The organism is Plantactinospora sp. BC1 (assembly GCF_003030345.1).
In the GTDB taxonomy this organism is placed as follows: domain Bacteria; phylum Actinomycetota; class Actinomycetes; order Mycobacteriales; family Micromonosporaceae; genus Plantactinospora.
Genome location: NZ_CP028158.1, coordinates 1,916,097 through 1,931,461 on the forward strand (window position 1 = coordinate 1,916,097; position 15,365 = coordinate 1,931,461).

At 73.5% G+C, this 15,365-nt stretch carries 9 protein-coding genes; 5 read left to right on the top strand and 4 right to left on the bottom strand.

All coding sequences use genetic code 11. The annotated features are described in order from the left end of the window. Positions 1–46: 46 nt before the first annotated feature. Positions 47–1,078 carry a LacI family DNA-binding transcriptional regulator gene (locus C6361_RS08150; RefSeq protein ID WP_107267338.1) on the top strand — a complete coding sequence of 344 codons (1,032 nt, stop codon included), beginning with the start codon at positions 47–49 and terminating at the stop codon, positions 1,076–1,078. Between the two features lie 81 nt (positions 1,079–1,159). On the opposite strand, the gene C6361_RS08155 is transcribed toward C6361_RS08150, so the two are convergent. Beyond that, a complete protein-coding gene (locus C6361_RS08155) occupies positions 1,160–3,544 on the bottom strand; it encodes an FtsX-like permease family protein (protein WP_107267339.1) in 2,385 nt (794 codons plus the stop codon). After that, positions 3,541–4,233 (bottom strand): ABC transporter ATP-binding protein, encoded by a 693-nt coding sequence (locus C6361_RS08160; RefSeq protein WP_107267340.1) that lies wholly within the window; start codon positions 4,231–4,233, stop codon positions 3,541–3,543. The genes C6361_RS08155 and C6361_RS08160 overlap by 4 nt, the downstream gene beginning before the upstream one ends. A gap of 205 nt (positions 4,234–4,438) precedes the next feature. On the opposite strand from C6361_RS08160, the gene C6361_RS08165 reads away from it, so the two are divergent. Both C6361_RS08165 and C6361_RS08170 read left to right on the top strand, forming a co-directional pair. Then, complete coding sequence (locus C6361_RS08165; RefSeq protein ID WP_199853293.1) at positions 4,439–5,800, top strand: sensor histidine kinase; 1,362 nt, start codon at positions 4,439–4,441, stop codon at positions 5,798–5,800. Further along, on the top strand, positions 5,797–6,465 hold the full coding sequence (locus tag C6361_RS08170) for a response regulator transcription factor (RefSeq protein WP_107267341.1): 669 nt from the start codon (positions 5,797–5,799) through the stop codon (positions 6,463–6,465). Before C6361_RS08165 ends, C6361_RS08170 begins: the two co-directional genes overlap by 4 nt. Before the next feature lie 151 nt (positions 6,466–6,616). Here C6361_RS08170 and C6361_RS08175 read toward each other — a convergent pair whose 3' ends face one another. Continuing rightward, a complete protein-coding gene (locus tag C6361_RS08175) occupies positions 6,617–6,805 on the bottom strand; it encodes a hypothetical protein (RefSeq protein WP_107256846.1) in 189 nt (62 codons plus the stop codon). A gap of 280 nt (positions 6,806–7,085) precedes the next feature. Further along, positions 7,086–9,581, bottom strand: a complete 2,496-nt coding sequence (locus C6361_RS08180) for a family 20 glycosylhydrolase (RefSeq protein ID WP_159079239.1) — start codon at positions 9,579–9,581, stop codon at positions 7,086–7,088. 335 nt (positions 9,582–9,916) lie between these two features. On the opposite strand from C6361_RS08180, the gene C6361_RS08185 reads away from it, so the two are divergent. Both C6361_RS08185 and C6361_RS08190 read left to right on the top strand, forming a co-directional pair. Further along, positions 9,917–12,091 carry a discoidin domain-containing protein gene (locus C6361_RS08185; RefSeq protein ID WP_107267343.1) on the top strand — a complete coding sequence of 725 codons (2,175 nt, stop codon included), beginning with the start codon at positions 9,917–9,919 and terminating at the stop codon, positions 12,089–12,091. 128 nt (positions 12,092–12,219) lie between these two features. Next, positions 12,220–15,357: a tetratricopeptide repeat protein gene (locus C6361_RS08190; RefSeq protein ID WP_107267344.1), complete on the top strand. Its 3,138-nt coding sequence runs from the start codon at positions 12,220–12,222 to the stop codon at positions 15,355–15,357. Positions 15,358–15,365: the final 8 nt, after the last annotated feature.

A 15,365-nucleotide genomic window follows, 5' to 3' on the forward strand; every position in this document is an offset into this window, starting at 1 on the left:
GCAATAGGTACCGCCGCAGTAGTTGATGTTGTCCCGGGAGTTGCCGATGCCGAAACCTGGCGGGCGGTTGCGCCTCGTCGACGTCGCCGAACGGGCCGGTGTGTCGCTGGCGACCGCCTCCCGGGCGCTCGCCGGCCGCGACGGGGTCAGCCCGGCCGTCGCCGACCGGGTCCGGCAGGTCTCCCGGGAACTCGGCTATGTCGCCAACCCGTACGCCCGCACCCTGGCCGGGGGCGTCAGCTCGACAGTCGGACTCGTCGTGCACCAGGTCGACGACCCGTACTTCTCCGAGATAGCGGGCGGGGTCATCCAGGTCGCCGACGAGCAGGGCCTGCTGGTGCAGATCTGTCACTCCGGCCGCGATCCCGAGCGCGAGCTGCGGCAACTGCGGCACCTCATCGCCCAGCGGGTCGGCATCATCCTGATCGCCGGCTCCGGCTACGACGATCCGCGGGTCCAGGCCGAGGCGCGGCGGGAACTGGCGGGGTACCAGAGCCTCGGCGGCCGGGTCGCGGTGATCGGCCGGCATCCCCTCGGGATGGATGCGGTGCTGCCGGACAACGAGGCCGGCGGCCGGGCCCTCGGCGAGCACCTGCTGGCGCTGGGGCACCGCCGGATCTCGGTGGTCGCCGCGACCGGCGGGCTGACCACCGTGATCGACCGGCTCGCCGGGGTGGCCGCCACGCTGCGCCGGCACGGACTGGCCCTGGAGGATCTGCCGATCGTGCACACCGACTTCACCCGCGACGGCGGCCGGATCGCCGCCGAACGGATCCTGCGGGAGCACCCCGACACCACCGCGATCGTGGCGCTGAACGACTCGATGGCGATCGGGGTGCTCGCGACGCTGCGGGCGCACCGGGTCGGCGTACCGGAGCGGGTCTCGGTGGTCGGGTTCAACGACGTCTCGGTCGCCGCGGACCTGGCGCCCGGCCTCACCACGGTCCGCCTGCCGATGACCGACATGGGCCGGATGGCCCTGGAGCTGGCCCTGAGGCCGAGGTCGAAGCGACCACGGCGCCGGCCCACCGGGCACGCGCTGGTGATCCGCGACTCGACCGGGCCGGTGCCCGGCTGACTCCAGCCCGGACGCCCCGCACCGGACGGATCCGACCCGGGCGCTCTCCGCCGCCACGTCACGGAGAGCGCCGGTCCAGTGCTATTCGGTACGCAGTGCGGTGGCGGTACGGGTCCGCGCCGCCCAGCCGGCGGGAAGCAGCGCGCCGAGTACGGCGATGAGCAGGCCGCCGAGGCCGAAGAGCGCCAATTCGACGGGGTGATAGATATCGATCACCGAGGCGGGCAGGTTGAACCCCGCGGCGTGGCCCATCTCGGCGACGGTCACCCGCTGCATGACGACCCCGACCGGCACTCCGACGGCGCCACCGACCAGACCCGTGACGACGACCGAGGCGACGACCATCACGGTGGTCTGCCGTGGGGTCATCCCCAGGGCCTTGTGCACCCCGAGATCGTGGACGCGTTCCCGGGTCTCCAGCACGACCATGTTGAGTACGCCCAGCGCGGCCACCGTGACCAGCATCAGGGTGAGCAGGCCGGTCAGCGTGTTGATGACCACGAGGATCTCGTCCACCTCCTGCTCGACGACCTCGGCGGTGGCCTCCACCGATCCCAGCGCGGCGTTCAGCGCCTCGACGTACCGGGCCGGGTCGGTGCCGGGGTCGAGGGTGACGTGGTACTCCATCGGCCGCAGCTCCGGTTGGCTGGCCGCGAGCGTCGCGGCGGCGGTGAGGATCTGCATGCCCCTGGATTCGGGGTTGAAGGTCTCGCCGACGATCCGGGTGTCGATCCGGGTGCCGTGGTCGACCAGGACCACCCGGTCGCCGACCTCGGTGCCGGTGGCGGTCAGGAACGGTCTGGAAACCACGATCTCGCCGGATCGACCGAACCAGTTGCCGGAGATCATCTCGTAGCCGTACGCCGAACCGTCACCGGTGAAGGCGAGCAGGTCGAGCGGACTGGTCAGCCCGGCGGTGGTCACCTCGGTGTGCGCGACGCCGCTGTACCCGCTGGTCCCGGCCTGTGCGGTGATGGCCCGGACCACCGCGAGCGGGTCCGGCAGCGGCGGCGGCTCCGCCGAAACCCTCGGCGGGCCCTCCGGAGCACCCCCGGGTGGCGGTGGACCGGAGACCGGTGCGCCCGGGTGGATGACGACGTCGCCGTGGTTCTCCGTGGCCTGGACCTTGTTCAACGAGGCGCCCAGACCGACGGCGAAGGTCGCGGCGGCGGCGCCGAACGCGATCGCCGCGACGATGGTGGCCGACCGGAGCGCCCGGGCGAAGGGCTGGGCCAGACCGAGGGTCACCGGTCGGGGCAGCGGCAGCCGGGCGGCCAGCCGGGCGGCCCACTGGCCGCGTCCCGGGCCGGGGGTGCGGCCGACCGCGAGCACGTCGACGGTACGCAACCTGCCGGCCCGGGACGCCGCCACCCAGGCGGTCACGGTGACGGTGACCAGCGCACCGGCCAGTACCAGGAGGTTGACCAGCGGGCTGACCCCGGTGTCCGTCGTACCGTAGACCTCGTTGGTCTGCGCCAGGACCGGCACGACCAGCAGGTTGCCGGCGAGGACGCCGAGCAGCGCGCCGACGACGGCCGGCACCAGCGCCTGCACCGTGTACGCCCGGACCACCTGCGACGGGGTGCAGCCGAGTGCCTTGAGGATGCCGATCCGGTGTGTCCCGGTGCTGACCGCTCCGGCGATGACGTTGGCGATGATCAGCACCGCCATGAGTACGCCCAGCACCCCGAAGGCGATGAGGAACGGCACGAAGAGCAGCGTGCTGCCGGCGCTGTTGGTCCTGGTGGTGAGCCAGGAACGGGCCCCGGCCAGCGCGCCTGCGGGTACGCTCGCCTCGATCGCGGCCCGGCCCGAGTCGACCTGCGCGGTGGTGTCGCTCGCGGCGAGCCGGTAAAGCATCTGGTATCCGGGCGCCGCGCCCGGCGCGGTCAACGCGGCGACCTGTTCCGGTGCCACCCAGCCGCCGGCGGTCTCGCTGACCGACCGGGCCACCCCGACCACCGTCAGGGCCGGGCCGCCGGCCGGGTCCGACAGCGACAGCGCGTCGCCCAGCTGCGGCTGGAGACTCCTCGGGAGCCGGTGGTCGACGTGGATCACGATCTCGCCCGGGCCGGTCACCCAGCGCCCCTCGAGCAGCGTCACGGCGTCGACCGGACCACCCGGATCGGCCCGTCCGACCACCGTGACCGGTTCCACCGGTCCACGCCGGGCCGGGGCCGGGGTGATCGTCGCGGTCCGGAACGGGCCGGCCGCCGCCGCGACCCCGGCGGCTCGGGCGGATGCCGGCAGTTGCGCCACGCCGACCTTGGCCCCGTCGAACTGCGCGGTCAGGTGCGCGCCGTGCTGCTGCGCGAAGGCCCGGTCGAACGGTGCCGTGGAGGCCACCATCAGCGACCCGCCGAGTACTCCGGCGGTCACCGCGATCGCCACCACCAGCCCGACCACCACGGTCTGCACCCGGCGACGGCCCACCCCGGACCGGACCACCCCGCCCAGCGCACTCATCGGACCGGCTCCACCGTGCGGTCGGCGGCGACCCGGCCGTCGACGAGTTGGACGGTGCGGGTCGCGCAGGACCGCGCCAGGGTCAGGTCGTGGGTGACCAGCACGATGGTCTGGCCCTCGGCGTGCAGGGCCGTGAGCAGGTGCCGGACCTCCTCGCCGGAGGCGGTGTCCAGCGCCCCGGTCGGCTCGTCGGCGAGCAGCAGCGCCGGTCGGTTCATCAGGGCTCTGGCCACCGCCACCCGCTGCCGCTCGCCGCCGGAGAGCCGGCCGGGATAGGCGGCGGCGTGCCGGTCGATGCCGAGGGTGCCGAGCAGCTCCATCGCGCGACGCCGGGCGGCGGTACGGGCCGTGCCGACCAGTTGCGCCGGCAGCATGACGTTGTCCACGACGGTCAGGTCGTCGAGCAGGTTGAAGAACTGGAAGACCATGCCGATCTTCGCCCGCCGGTAGCGGGCGGAGCCCGCCTCACCCAACTCGTCGACCCGGACACCGTCCACGGTGACCGTGCCGCTGCTCGGCCGATCCAGCCCGGCGACGAGGTTCAGCAGGGTGGACTTGCCACTGCCGGACGGGCCGAGGATCGCGACCGCCTCCCCGGCCGCGATCCGCAGCGACACGGCGTCCAGCGCCGGCGGGCCGTCGTCGTACCGGCGGCTCACGTCGTTCAACTCGATCACCGGTGTGGTCATGGTGAATCCCTCCTGCTCGCTGCGCCTCTGGCCGCTCGACGCTAGGTCCGGCGCCGGATCGCGGGCGTCGGCCGCCGGAGGCAAATCCGGTACCGCCCCGGGATGAGCGGAGCCGGGGTCATCCCTGCGGCGTAGTCGACGGAGGTAGCCGGGTGGTCAGCTCGGCGGATATCGCCGGCCGGATACGGCGGGTGAGAATGGCCCGGTGAGGAGCGCAGGGCTGCCCAGCCGGCTGTGGGCCCGGGTCAGGCTGCTGACACAGCCGTCCGGTCCGCTGCCCGGCCTCTCCTGGCGTGGCCGGGTCTTCGACGGGCTGCTGGCGCTCGGCCTCCTCCTCGCCGCGATCGTCGAGGGCGACAGTCAGGACCGGAGCGACCAGACGTCGGTCGTCGGCTCCGACCGCCGGGACCTCTCCGGGCCGCCTGAGCCACCCGAGCCGGATCTGCCGCCGATCCCGCCCGATCCGTTCCGGCGCCGGGAGATGCCCGAGCCCTTCCTGCCGATCGAGGACTACGAGATCGCCGGGACGATCCTCATGCTCCTCGTGGTGGTGGTACCGCTGGTGCTGCGCCGCCGCTATCCGCTCGCCGTACTCTGGGTCGTCCTGGTCACGGCCCCGCTGGCCAGCGACTTCAACGCCGCGTTGCGGGTCTCCTTCTACGCCTGCGTGATCGCCGGCTACACGGCCGCCGTCTACAGCCCCTACCGGTTGCCCGCGCTGGCCAGCCTGCCGGTGGCGGCGTTCATCTACACCCAGCTCCGGGAGCCGGCCGTGCCGACCGTCCCGGACAACGCCGTCCCGTTCCTGATCCTCATCCCGATCGTCCTCGCCGCCAACGGACTGCGGCGGTGGAAACGCCGTGCCGACGAGGACCGGGCCCGACTCTCCGCCCTGGAGCACGAGCAGGCCGAGGCGCTGCGCCGGGCCGCCGAGCACGAACGCGCCCGGATCGCCCGGGAACTGCACGACGTGGTGACGCACAACGTGAGCGTGATGGTCATCCAGGCCGGCGCCGCCCGCAAGGTGATGCGGGCCGACCCCGACCAGGCCCGGGACGCGCTGCTCTCGGTCGAGGCCGGCGGCCGGGCCGCGATGGCCGAACTGCGGCACGTGATGGGGCTGCTGACCATGGACAGTGACGGCGCCGATCCGGCGGCCACCAGCGGGCTGACCCCGCAACCCAGCCTCGACCGGGTCGAGGCGCTGGTGCAGCGGGTACGCGACACCGGGATACCCGTCGAGCTGACCGTGACCGGCGAACCGCGTCCGCTGCTCTCCGGAATCGAACTGACCGCCTACCGGGTGATCCAGGAGGCGCTGACCAACACGGTCAAGCACGCCACCGGGGCGGCCGCCCGGGTGCTCGTCGAGTACGGCACCGACGAACTGCTGGTCGAGGCGACCGACAGTGGCGGCACCCCGGGCGTCTCCGCCTCGACCGGCGACGGGCACGGCCTGATCGGTCTACGCGAGCGGCTGGCCGTCTACGGTGGCACCCTGGAGGCCGGACGACGGCTCAGCGGGGGCTACCGAGTCGCCGCGCGGATTCCGCTGGAGGCGCCGTGACCGCACCGCTCCGCGTCGTCGTCGCCGACGACCAGGCGCTGGTCCGTACCGGCTTCCGGATGATCCTGACCGCCGACGGCATCGACGTGGTCGCCGAGGCGACCAACGGCACCGAGGCGGTCGACGCGGTCCGGCGTACCGTGCCGGACGTCGTACTGATGGATGTTCGGATGCCCGAGATGGACGGGCTGGAAGCCACCCGGCGGATCCTCACCGGCACCACCGGGGATCCGCGCGTGATCATCCTGACCACGTTCGACCTGGACCACTACGTCTACGCGGCGCTCTCCGCCGGCGCCAGCGGCTTCCTGCTCAAGGACGTCACCCCGGAGCATCTGGTCGCCGCCGTCCGGATGGTCCGGTCCGGCGACGCGCTGTTGGCCCCCACCATCACCCGTCGGCTCGTCGAGCGGTTCGCCAGCCGCAGCGCGGACCCCGCCGCACCGCACCGTGACCTGTCCACGTTGACGCCCCGCGAACTCGAGGTGCTGCGACTGCTGGCCCAGGGGCTGAGCAACGCCGAACTCGCCGCCCGCCTCCACCTCTCCGAGGCGACCGTCAAGACGCACGTCGCCCGCATCCTCGGCAAGCTCGGGCTCCGCGACCGGGTCCAGGCCGTCGTCGTCGCCTACGAGACCGGCCTGGTCAGCCCCGGCGGCGGATAGCCCGGCGGCCGAGCCGGGCCCTGGTCTGCGTCGACCCCTGCCGGCGACCCGACCTTTCGCGCCGAAGGCACGGGAAGAGCCCCTTCCCGGGCGGATTCACGCTGCCGCTCTCCGCACCGGGAGCGGGACCCTTCCCACCATGCGCCGTGGGTCAGGACTCGTCGTCGGCCACCTTGCCGCCGGGCCCGTACGGCGAGGTCTGTCCCTTCGGCACCGGACGCTTCGCGGTCTTGTCGTGGCTGCCGCCCGGCGGGTCGGTCGGGTTGGCGTCCTGGATCCGCTGCTTGGTCGTCCCCGTCTCGCCGCTGCGGCGCATCTCCGGCTGCTGGATGTTGGTCATCACGGTCTCCTCTCGGCGTCCCGACTGTTCGCCTACCCCGGCTCACCCCGCTCATGCCGGCCGGCGCCTCGCGTTGGCGGGCACCGCGGGGTGTACGGGCCGGACCGGTGCCCGACGGCCCCGATGTCGCCGGGAGCCGCGCTCCTCCCGTCCGGGTCCGGAGGGCCGTCGGAGGGTGTGCGGGGCGGCTTGGGTCCGATGGGTGGTATGCCGGAGATCGGTGCCCGACCGGCCCGCGTCACCGGCCCCCGGAACGCTGCCCGGGGACCGGTTTTCGCGGTCAGAGTCCCCGGCACTGCCCGATCGCCGGCCCGCGCAGCGTGTTCGGTACGCCGTTGTCGACCGGTGCCGGGGTGTTGCCGGTACAGACCAGCGGGCCACCGACGGTGTTGCCGGCGATCACCGGTGCCCGGACGGTCTCGGTGCCGGTGACCACGAGCGGGCCGCCGACCCGGACGCCCTCGACGACGAGCTGCCCGGTGGTGCCGGTGAGGCTGACCGGGCCGGCGACCGAACCGCCGAGGAGTTCCAGCGTGGTCGCGCCGGTGGCCTGCACCGGCCCCTGCACCGAGGCGGCCGTGGCGATCAGCGAGCCGCCGGGCCGCACGGTGACCGGGCCGGTGACGGTGGCGCCGGCCAGGCAGGTCACCCCGGTCCGGACCACCAGGGCGCCCCGGTGCTGCCCGGAGAGCCGGGTGGTGCAGGTGTCGACGGTGACGGTGAACTCGGCACTGCTGGTCACCCCGCCCGGCCGGGTCGCGGTGAGGGTGGCCCGGTAGACGCCGTCCCGGGCGTACCGGTGGCTGGCGGTCGCGGTGTAGAGGCCGTTGACCCTGGTGACGGTGCCGGCCGTGCCGCTGACCGTGGCCGGGGAGCTGGTGCCGTCGCCCCAGTCGACGGTCGCGGTCACCTGGTCGGGGGCGACTCCCGGCGCGGAGATCGTGCCGAGCGCGCCGTCGACGGTACGCGTGTCGCGCTCGACGTCCGGGGCGGTCACGTCGACCCGCCACGGCACCTGCGGCGAGGGGTGGAAGTTCTGCCCCCGGAGCTGCCAGCGCAGGCCGTGCCCGGCCAGCCGGTTCACGAACGAGTCGAGGTTGCGTTCCGGGTGGACGTTCGGCGACCAGCCGATCTCCGCCGTCGCCGGCAGCCGGGGGAACGCCTGGAACTCGATGTCGGCGCCGGTGCGCAGCGTCTCCGACCACATCGGCGCCTCGACGCCGAGGATGTGCGCGTCGGTCACCGCCGGCAGGGTCTCGCCGTCCACGGTGCGGGCCGGGATGTAGCTGCCCGGGTCGCTGCTGGTGCCGGACCAGTGGTAGAAGTGCGACACGTCCAGGATGCCGGCCCAGCCGAGCCCGAGCGGGCTGCCCGGCCACTGCCGCATGTCCAGGTAGGTGTGGTTGGCCGGTGACATGACGACCTTCATGCCCTTCTGCACGGCCCGCCGGGCCGAGTCGCCGCCGGCACCGGCCGGGTTGCCGTTGTTCCAGAACTGCGCGACCGCCGGGGCGGCGCCGGGCCGGTCGAAGTTCGCCTGGGAGATCTCGGCCCAGCCGATCCCGGTCTTGCCGTGCGCCGTGACGAGGTCGGCCTTGCGGTCGACGAAGTCGACGAAGCGCTCGTGCGAGAGGATGGAGGCCGGCACCTCGTCGCCGCCGAAGTGGTAGTACGGGCCGGGGGTCAGCGCGCTGAGCTGCGCGACGATGTCGGTGAGGATCGCCCAGGTGTTCGGGCTCTCCGGGCAGAGCGCGCTGTAGCCGACGTCCGTGCTGAGGTTCCACACCGGCGGCGTACGGTTGCTGCAGTTGACGTCCGGCAGCACCGGGTCCGCCTCCGGGCCGGCGTACGACATGATGATCGCGTTGGTGTGCCCGGGGGTGTCCACCTCGGGGATGACGGTCATGAAGCGTTCCGCCGCGTAGTTGACGACGTCGACGTACTCGGCCTGGGTCCAGTAGCCGCCCGGGTCGTTGTTGATGGAGAACTGGGCGCCGATCTCGGTGAGTTCGGGGCGGCCGTCGATGGCGATCCGGAAGCCCTGGTCGTCGCCGACGTGCAGGTGCAGCGTATTGATCTTGTATGCGGCGGCCTGGTCGACGTACCGCTTTACCACGTCCGGGGGCTGGAAGTGCCGGGCGATGTCGAGCATGATCCCCCGGTAGCCGTAGCGCGGCACGTCCTCGATCCGCACCCCGGCCACCGTCCACGGTCCGGGTCGGACGGTCCGGCTCTCGATCCACGGCGGGAGCAACTGCCGCAGCGTCTGCACCCCGTAGAAGAGCCCGGCCGGGCGGGCCGCCGTCAGGCGTACCCCGGCGGTCGTGACGTCGAGCCGGTAGCCCTCGGCGCCGAGTTCGGCGGCGGTGACCAGCCGCAGTTCGATGTCGCCGGTGCGCGGCGCGGCGGCGGTGACGGGCAGCGGATAGCCGGTGGGTGGCCGCAGCAGCGTCGCCAGTCCGTCGGCCACCGAGGTGGTCTGGGCGCCGCCGTCCGGGGCGACGACGATCCGGCTCTCCCGGTCGAGGGTGAAGGTCTCCCCCGGCACCGGGACCGCGCTGACCGGTACCGGGACGACCTGGGCGGCCACCGGGACCTGGGCGGGCTCGCTCGGCGCGGTGGCCGCTCGGGCGGTCGGGGTGCCGAACTGACCGGCCAGCACGAGGCTCTGGGCCACGAGGGTTATCCCGAGGGCGGCCCGGCCGAGCCGGGCCGGACCGCTGCCGGCGGTACGCCTGCTGCGGGGTGGTGGTGTCGACGTGTCCGGCCTCTGCATTGTCACGCCCTCCTGCTGCGGCTGGGGCGGGCGCCCGCCGGGCACCGGCCCGTCCCCGGTGGCCCGGGACGGTGCGGGCGCGGACGGCGGTCGATCGCCACGGATCAGGGTCATCGACGAAGTTGCATCCGCCGAATGATAGAGATCGGAGAGCGCAACTGTAAAGAGTCCTTACACTTCGGGCGCTTCCAGCCGACGCCGGAGCCGGCGACCCGGGCCACATTGACAGCTCTCGTTGATTGATTCACAGTATCCGAGAGAGCGCTCTCTTGCCCGATCGTCATCAGCCCGCAACCGGCCGGAAACCGTCGCGGGCCTCACCTCAGGGAGCACTGATGGACAGCGCTCTGTCCCCACCCCGCCGCCGACCATCCCGGGCACGCCGCTGGCGGGCCATCGCCGGGTCGGCCGTCGCGATCCCGGCGCTGCTCGCCGGCTATCTCGCCATCTCCGGTACGTCGGCCGGTGCGGCCGAGACCCTGCTCTCGCAGGGCAGGCCGGCCACCGCCTCCTCGACCCAGTCCGCCGGCTACCCCGCCTCGGCCGCGGTCGACGGCAACCCCGGCACCCGCTGGTCCAGCGGCTTCGCCGACCCGCAGTGGATACAGGTCGACCTCGGCGCGGTCACCCCGGTCAGCCGGGTCGTGCTGAACTGGGAGGGCGCCTACGCCCGCGCCTTCACCATCGAGACCTCGACCAACGGCTCCACCTGGACGACCGTGCACAGCAGTACCACCGGCAGCGGCGGCAACCAGGAGATCGGCGTCACCGGCAGCGGGCGGTACGTCCGGCTGCACGCCACCCAGCGGGGCACCGCGTACGGGGTGTCGCTCTGGGAGTTCCAGGTGTACGGCGAGACCGGCACCAACGCCTGCGGCACCGGCAACGCCGCCCAGGGCCGGCCGGCGACCGCCTCCTCCACCGAATCCGCCGCCTACCCGGCCTCGGCCGCGGTCGACGGCAACACCGGCACCCGCTGGGCCAGCGCCGCCGCCGACCCGCAGTGGCTCCGGGTCGACCTCGGCAGCACCCAGTCGATCTGCGGGATCACCCTGGTCTGGGAGGCCGCCTACGCCACCGCGTACCAGATCCAGACCTCCACCGACGGCTCGACCTGGACCACCGTGCACACCAGCACCACCGGCACGGGCGGAACACAGAACCTGACCGTCACCGGCACCGGCCGGTACGTCCGGATGTACGGCACCGCCCGGGCGACCGGGTGGGGCTACTCGCTCTGGGAGCTGGCGGTACGGACCGGCAGCGGCGGGCCGACGACGCCGCCGACCACCACCCCGCCGCCGGCCACCACTCCGCCACCCGGCGGCAGCGTGCTGCTGTCGTACCAGAAGCCGGCGGTCGCCTCCAGCAGCCAGAACGACGGCACCTGCTTCGAGTGCCTGCCCGCCCGGGCCTTCGACAACGACCCGGCCAGCCGGTGGGCGACCAGCACCACCACCGGATGGGTCGACCCCGGCTGGATCTACGTCGACCTGGGCGCCACCGCCAGCATCACCCAGGTGGTGTTGCAGTGGGACCCGGCCTACGCCACCGCCTACCAGATCCAGGTCTCCGCGAACGCGAGCAGCTGGACCCCGATCTACTCCACCACCGGTGGCCGGGGCTTCAAGGAGACGCTGAACGTCACCGGCACCGGCCGGTACGTGCGGATGTACGGCACCGCCCGGGTTGGCCCGTACGGCTACTCGCTCTACGAGTTCAAGGTCTACGGCACCGGGGGCAACCCGACGACCCCACCGGCGATGCCGCCCGACCCGACGTTCCCGGCCAACAACCTCGTCTGGAGCGACGAGTTCAACGGCGCGGCCGGCAGCAAGCCCGACCCGGCAAAGTGGACGATCGACCCGGGCACCGGGCAGAACAACGAGATCCAGTACTACACGAACAACAACAACGCCTCGATGAACGGCACCGGCGCCCTGGTGATCGAGGCACGTCGGGAGACGGCCGGCGGGCGCGACTACACCTCGCACCGGATGAACACCGGCAACAGGTTCCACGTCCAGTACGGCCGGATCGAGGCCCGGATCCAGGTCCCGAAGGGCAACGGCCTCTGGCCCGCCTTCTGGATGATGGGCGCCGACTTCCTCACCGGGCGGCCGTGGCCGTACAACGGGGAGATCGACATCATGGAGGTGCTCGGCCGGAACACCCTGGAGGGATACTCGACGCTGCACGCACCGCAGTACAACGGCGGTGGCGGCTACGGGCAGAAGTATCCGGCGCCGGGCGGGGTCGACTTCTCCGCCGGCTTCCACGTCTGGGCCGCGGAGTGGGACAGCCGGGGCATCACGTTCAAGGTGGACGGCCAGACGGTCTTCTACGCCAGCAAGGAGACGGTGGAGTCGACCCGTGGCCCGTGGGTCTTCGACCACCCCTTCTATCTGATCCTCAACCTCGCCGTCGGCGGTGACTTCCCCGGACCGGTCGATTCGAGTACGCCGTTCCCGTCCCGGATGCTCGTCGACTACGTACGCGTCTACCGCTGAACATCGGATGGCCGGTACGGCGGACCGGCCACTCCGCGGCACACCCCCGGTGTCGGATCACCGCTTCGGGTATTCGGGCCCTTGCCTCGGTTTCGCCCGCACGCCACCCTGTTAGGCATGGGGGCGGCATGGTCGTAGCTCACGAAAGCGCCTACGGTGTCAGCGTTTTCGGGGAGTCCGGCGACGGCGGCGTCGACACGGTACGGCTGGAGATCCTCGGCTCGGTGCGGGCCTGGCGCGGTGGGCACCAGATCGCCTTCTCCTCACCCGGCCAACGGGCCGTGCTCGGCCTGCTGGCGCTCGCCGCCGGCCGGCCGATGACCCGGGCCGAGATCATCGACGTGCTCTGGGACGACAGCGAACCGCCGGCGACGGCCACCAACGTGATCCAGACGCACGTCAAGAACCTCCGTCGACTGCTCGAACCCGACCGGCGCACGCACACCGCCAGCGCCGTCCTGCCCCGGGTCGGCGACGGGTACGCGGTGGGCGTACCCGCCCGCAACCTCGACCTCTGCGTGTTCCGGGAACTCGCCGGGGCGGCCTCCGAGGCGTACCGCCGGGACGACCTGGCCGGTTCGGTCCGGCTCTGGCAGCGGGCGCTGGCGCTGTGGCGGGCCGAACCGCTGGTCGACGTCCCCTCGCTCGCCGGGCACCCGAAGGTCGTCGCGCTGGCCGAGGAACGCCGGGCGGCGGTACGCCGGTACGGCGAGGTCATGATCGCCGTCGGCGGGGCCGCCGACGTGCTCCCGGCGCTGGAGGAACTCGCCGCCGGCAGTCCGCTGGACGAGACCGCCCAGGCACTGCTGATCCGCGCCTACCACGCGCTCGGCCGCCGGGACCGGGCCGTCACGGTCTACCGCGCCGTCCGTCGGCGCCTCGTCGAGGAGTTGGGAGTCGAACCCGGCCCCGAACTGGCCGGCGCCTACCGGGACGCGCTGCGGGCCGCCGAGACGGCGGCACCGGCCACCGCGCCCGATACCCGCGACACGCCGGCCGTCCCCGCGCAGCTCCCCGCCGACGTACCCGGATTCTGCGGCCGCTCGGCCGAACTCGCCAGGCTGGACCGGCTGCTGGTGCGCCCCGCTCAGCACGCCCGGCCGGACCCGTCGACCGTCCCCGTCGTGGTGCTCGCCGGCACCGCCGGAGTCGGCAAGACCGCCCTCGCCCTGCGCTGGGGGCACCACGCCCGGCACCGGTTCCCCGACGGACAGCTCTACGTCAACCTGCGCGGCTACGACGTCGACCGGCCGATGCCGCCGCAGGAGGCGCTGGCCGGGTTCCTCCGCGCACTGGGCGTACCCGGCACCGAGGTGCCGTTCGACCTCGACGAGTGCGCGGCACGGTACCGCAGCGCCCTGGACGGCCGGCGGATGCTGATCGTGCTGGACAACGCCGCCTCGGTGGAGCAGGCCCGGCCGCTCCTCCCCGGCAGCGCCTCCTGCGCCGTGCTGGTCACCAGCCGGGACACCCTCGCCGGGCTGGTCGCCCGGGACGGCGCCGAGCGGATCGAACTCGGCCTGCTCACCAGCGCCGACTCGGTCGAGCTGCTCTGGCGCACCCTCGGCGAGCGGGTCGCCCGGGAACCGGCCGCCGCCGCGGCGCTCGCCGAGCGCTGCGCCCACCTGCCGCTGGCGCTGCGGGTCGCCGCCGAACTCGTGCTCACCCGACCGACCGCACCGCTGGCGGTACTCGTCGCCGAGCTGGCCGACCAGCAGCACCGGCTCCGGCTCCTCGACGCCGGGGGCGACCCGCGCACCGGCGTACGGGCGGTGCTCTCCTGGTCGTACCAGCAACTGCCGTCCGCCGCCGCGCGCGCCTTCCGGATGCTCGGGCCGCATCCCGGACCGGACGTCGACCGGTACGCCGCGGCGGCGCTCTTCGACACCGAACCGGAGCCGGCCCGGCACCTGCTCGACACGCTCGCCCGGGCGAACCTCGTGCAGACGGCGGGCAACCACCGCTACACCTTCCACGACCTGCTCCGGGCCTATGCCACCGAACGCTGTGCCGCCGACGAGCCGGCCTCGGCGGCCGACGCCGCCGCCGACCGCCTCTTCGACTACGAACTGGCCGCCGCGACGGCGGCGATCGACACGCTCTACCCGGCGGAACGGCACCGCCGGGCACCCGTGCACCGGCCGCCGGTCCCGCCACCGCCGATGCCGGACCCGCAGGCGGCCCGGGAGTGGCTGGACGCGGAGCGGCCGACCCTGGTGGCGACGGCGGTCCGGGCCGCCGAACGCGGCCGGTCGGCACACGCGGTACGGCTGACCCTGACCCTGCTGCGCTATCTGGAGAGCGGCGGATACTTCGCCGACGCCGAACGGATGCACACGCACGCCCTGGCTGCGGCCCGGCAGGACGGCGACCGGGTCACCGAGGCGCACCTGCTGACCGGCCTCGCCGTGATGTACGCCCAGCAGGGCCGGTACGCCCCCTCGATCGCCCGGCTGCGTGAGGCGGTGGCGCTGAGCCGGGAGAACGGCGACAGTGCGGGTGAGGCGCGGGCGCTGGGCAACCTCGGTCACGTCCAGCAGCGGCAGGGCCGGTACGACGAGGCGGCCGAGGCGCTGCGTGCCGCGCTGCTGCTCTGCCGACGGGCCGGTGACCCGGCCGGCGAGGCCCGGGCCGGCGGCAACCTCGGGCACGTACTGCTGCGGCAGGGCAACTACCGGGAGGCGGGGGTGCACCTGCGTACCGCCGCCGTGCTCTGCCGGCGGATCGCCGACGCGACCGGCGAGGCGTACGCGCTGACCAGCCTCGGGGACCTGCACCTGCGCGCCGGACGGCTGCGCACCGCCGCCGGTCGGCACCGGCGGGCGCTGGCGCTGTTCGAGGCGGTCGGCGACCGGGCCGGCCGGGCGCTCGCGCTGGACGGGCTCGGCCGGGTACGCCTGCGGCAGGGGGACCACGAGTCCGCACTGGAACTGGTCGAGCAGGCGCTCACGCTGCTGCGCCGGGTCGGTGAGCGGGCCGGCGAGGCCGCGTCCACCAACAGTCTCGGCGAGATCCTGCACCGGCTGGGCCGGCCCGAACCGGCGCGGGCGCAGCACAGCGGCGCGCTCAGCCTGGCCACCGAGATCGGGGACGCGTACGAGCAGGCCCGGGCGCACGCCGGACTCAGCCGGGCGTACCGGGCGGCCGGCGACGACGGGCGTGCCGAGACGCACTGGAGTTCCGCCAACGCCCTCTACCGGATGCTCGGGGTGCCCGAGGCGGCCGAGTCGCCGGATCGGCTGGCCGTGCTCGGCCGGCCGTCCTGACCGCGCCG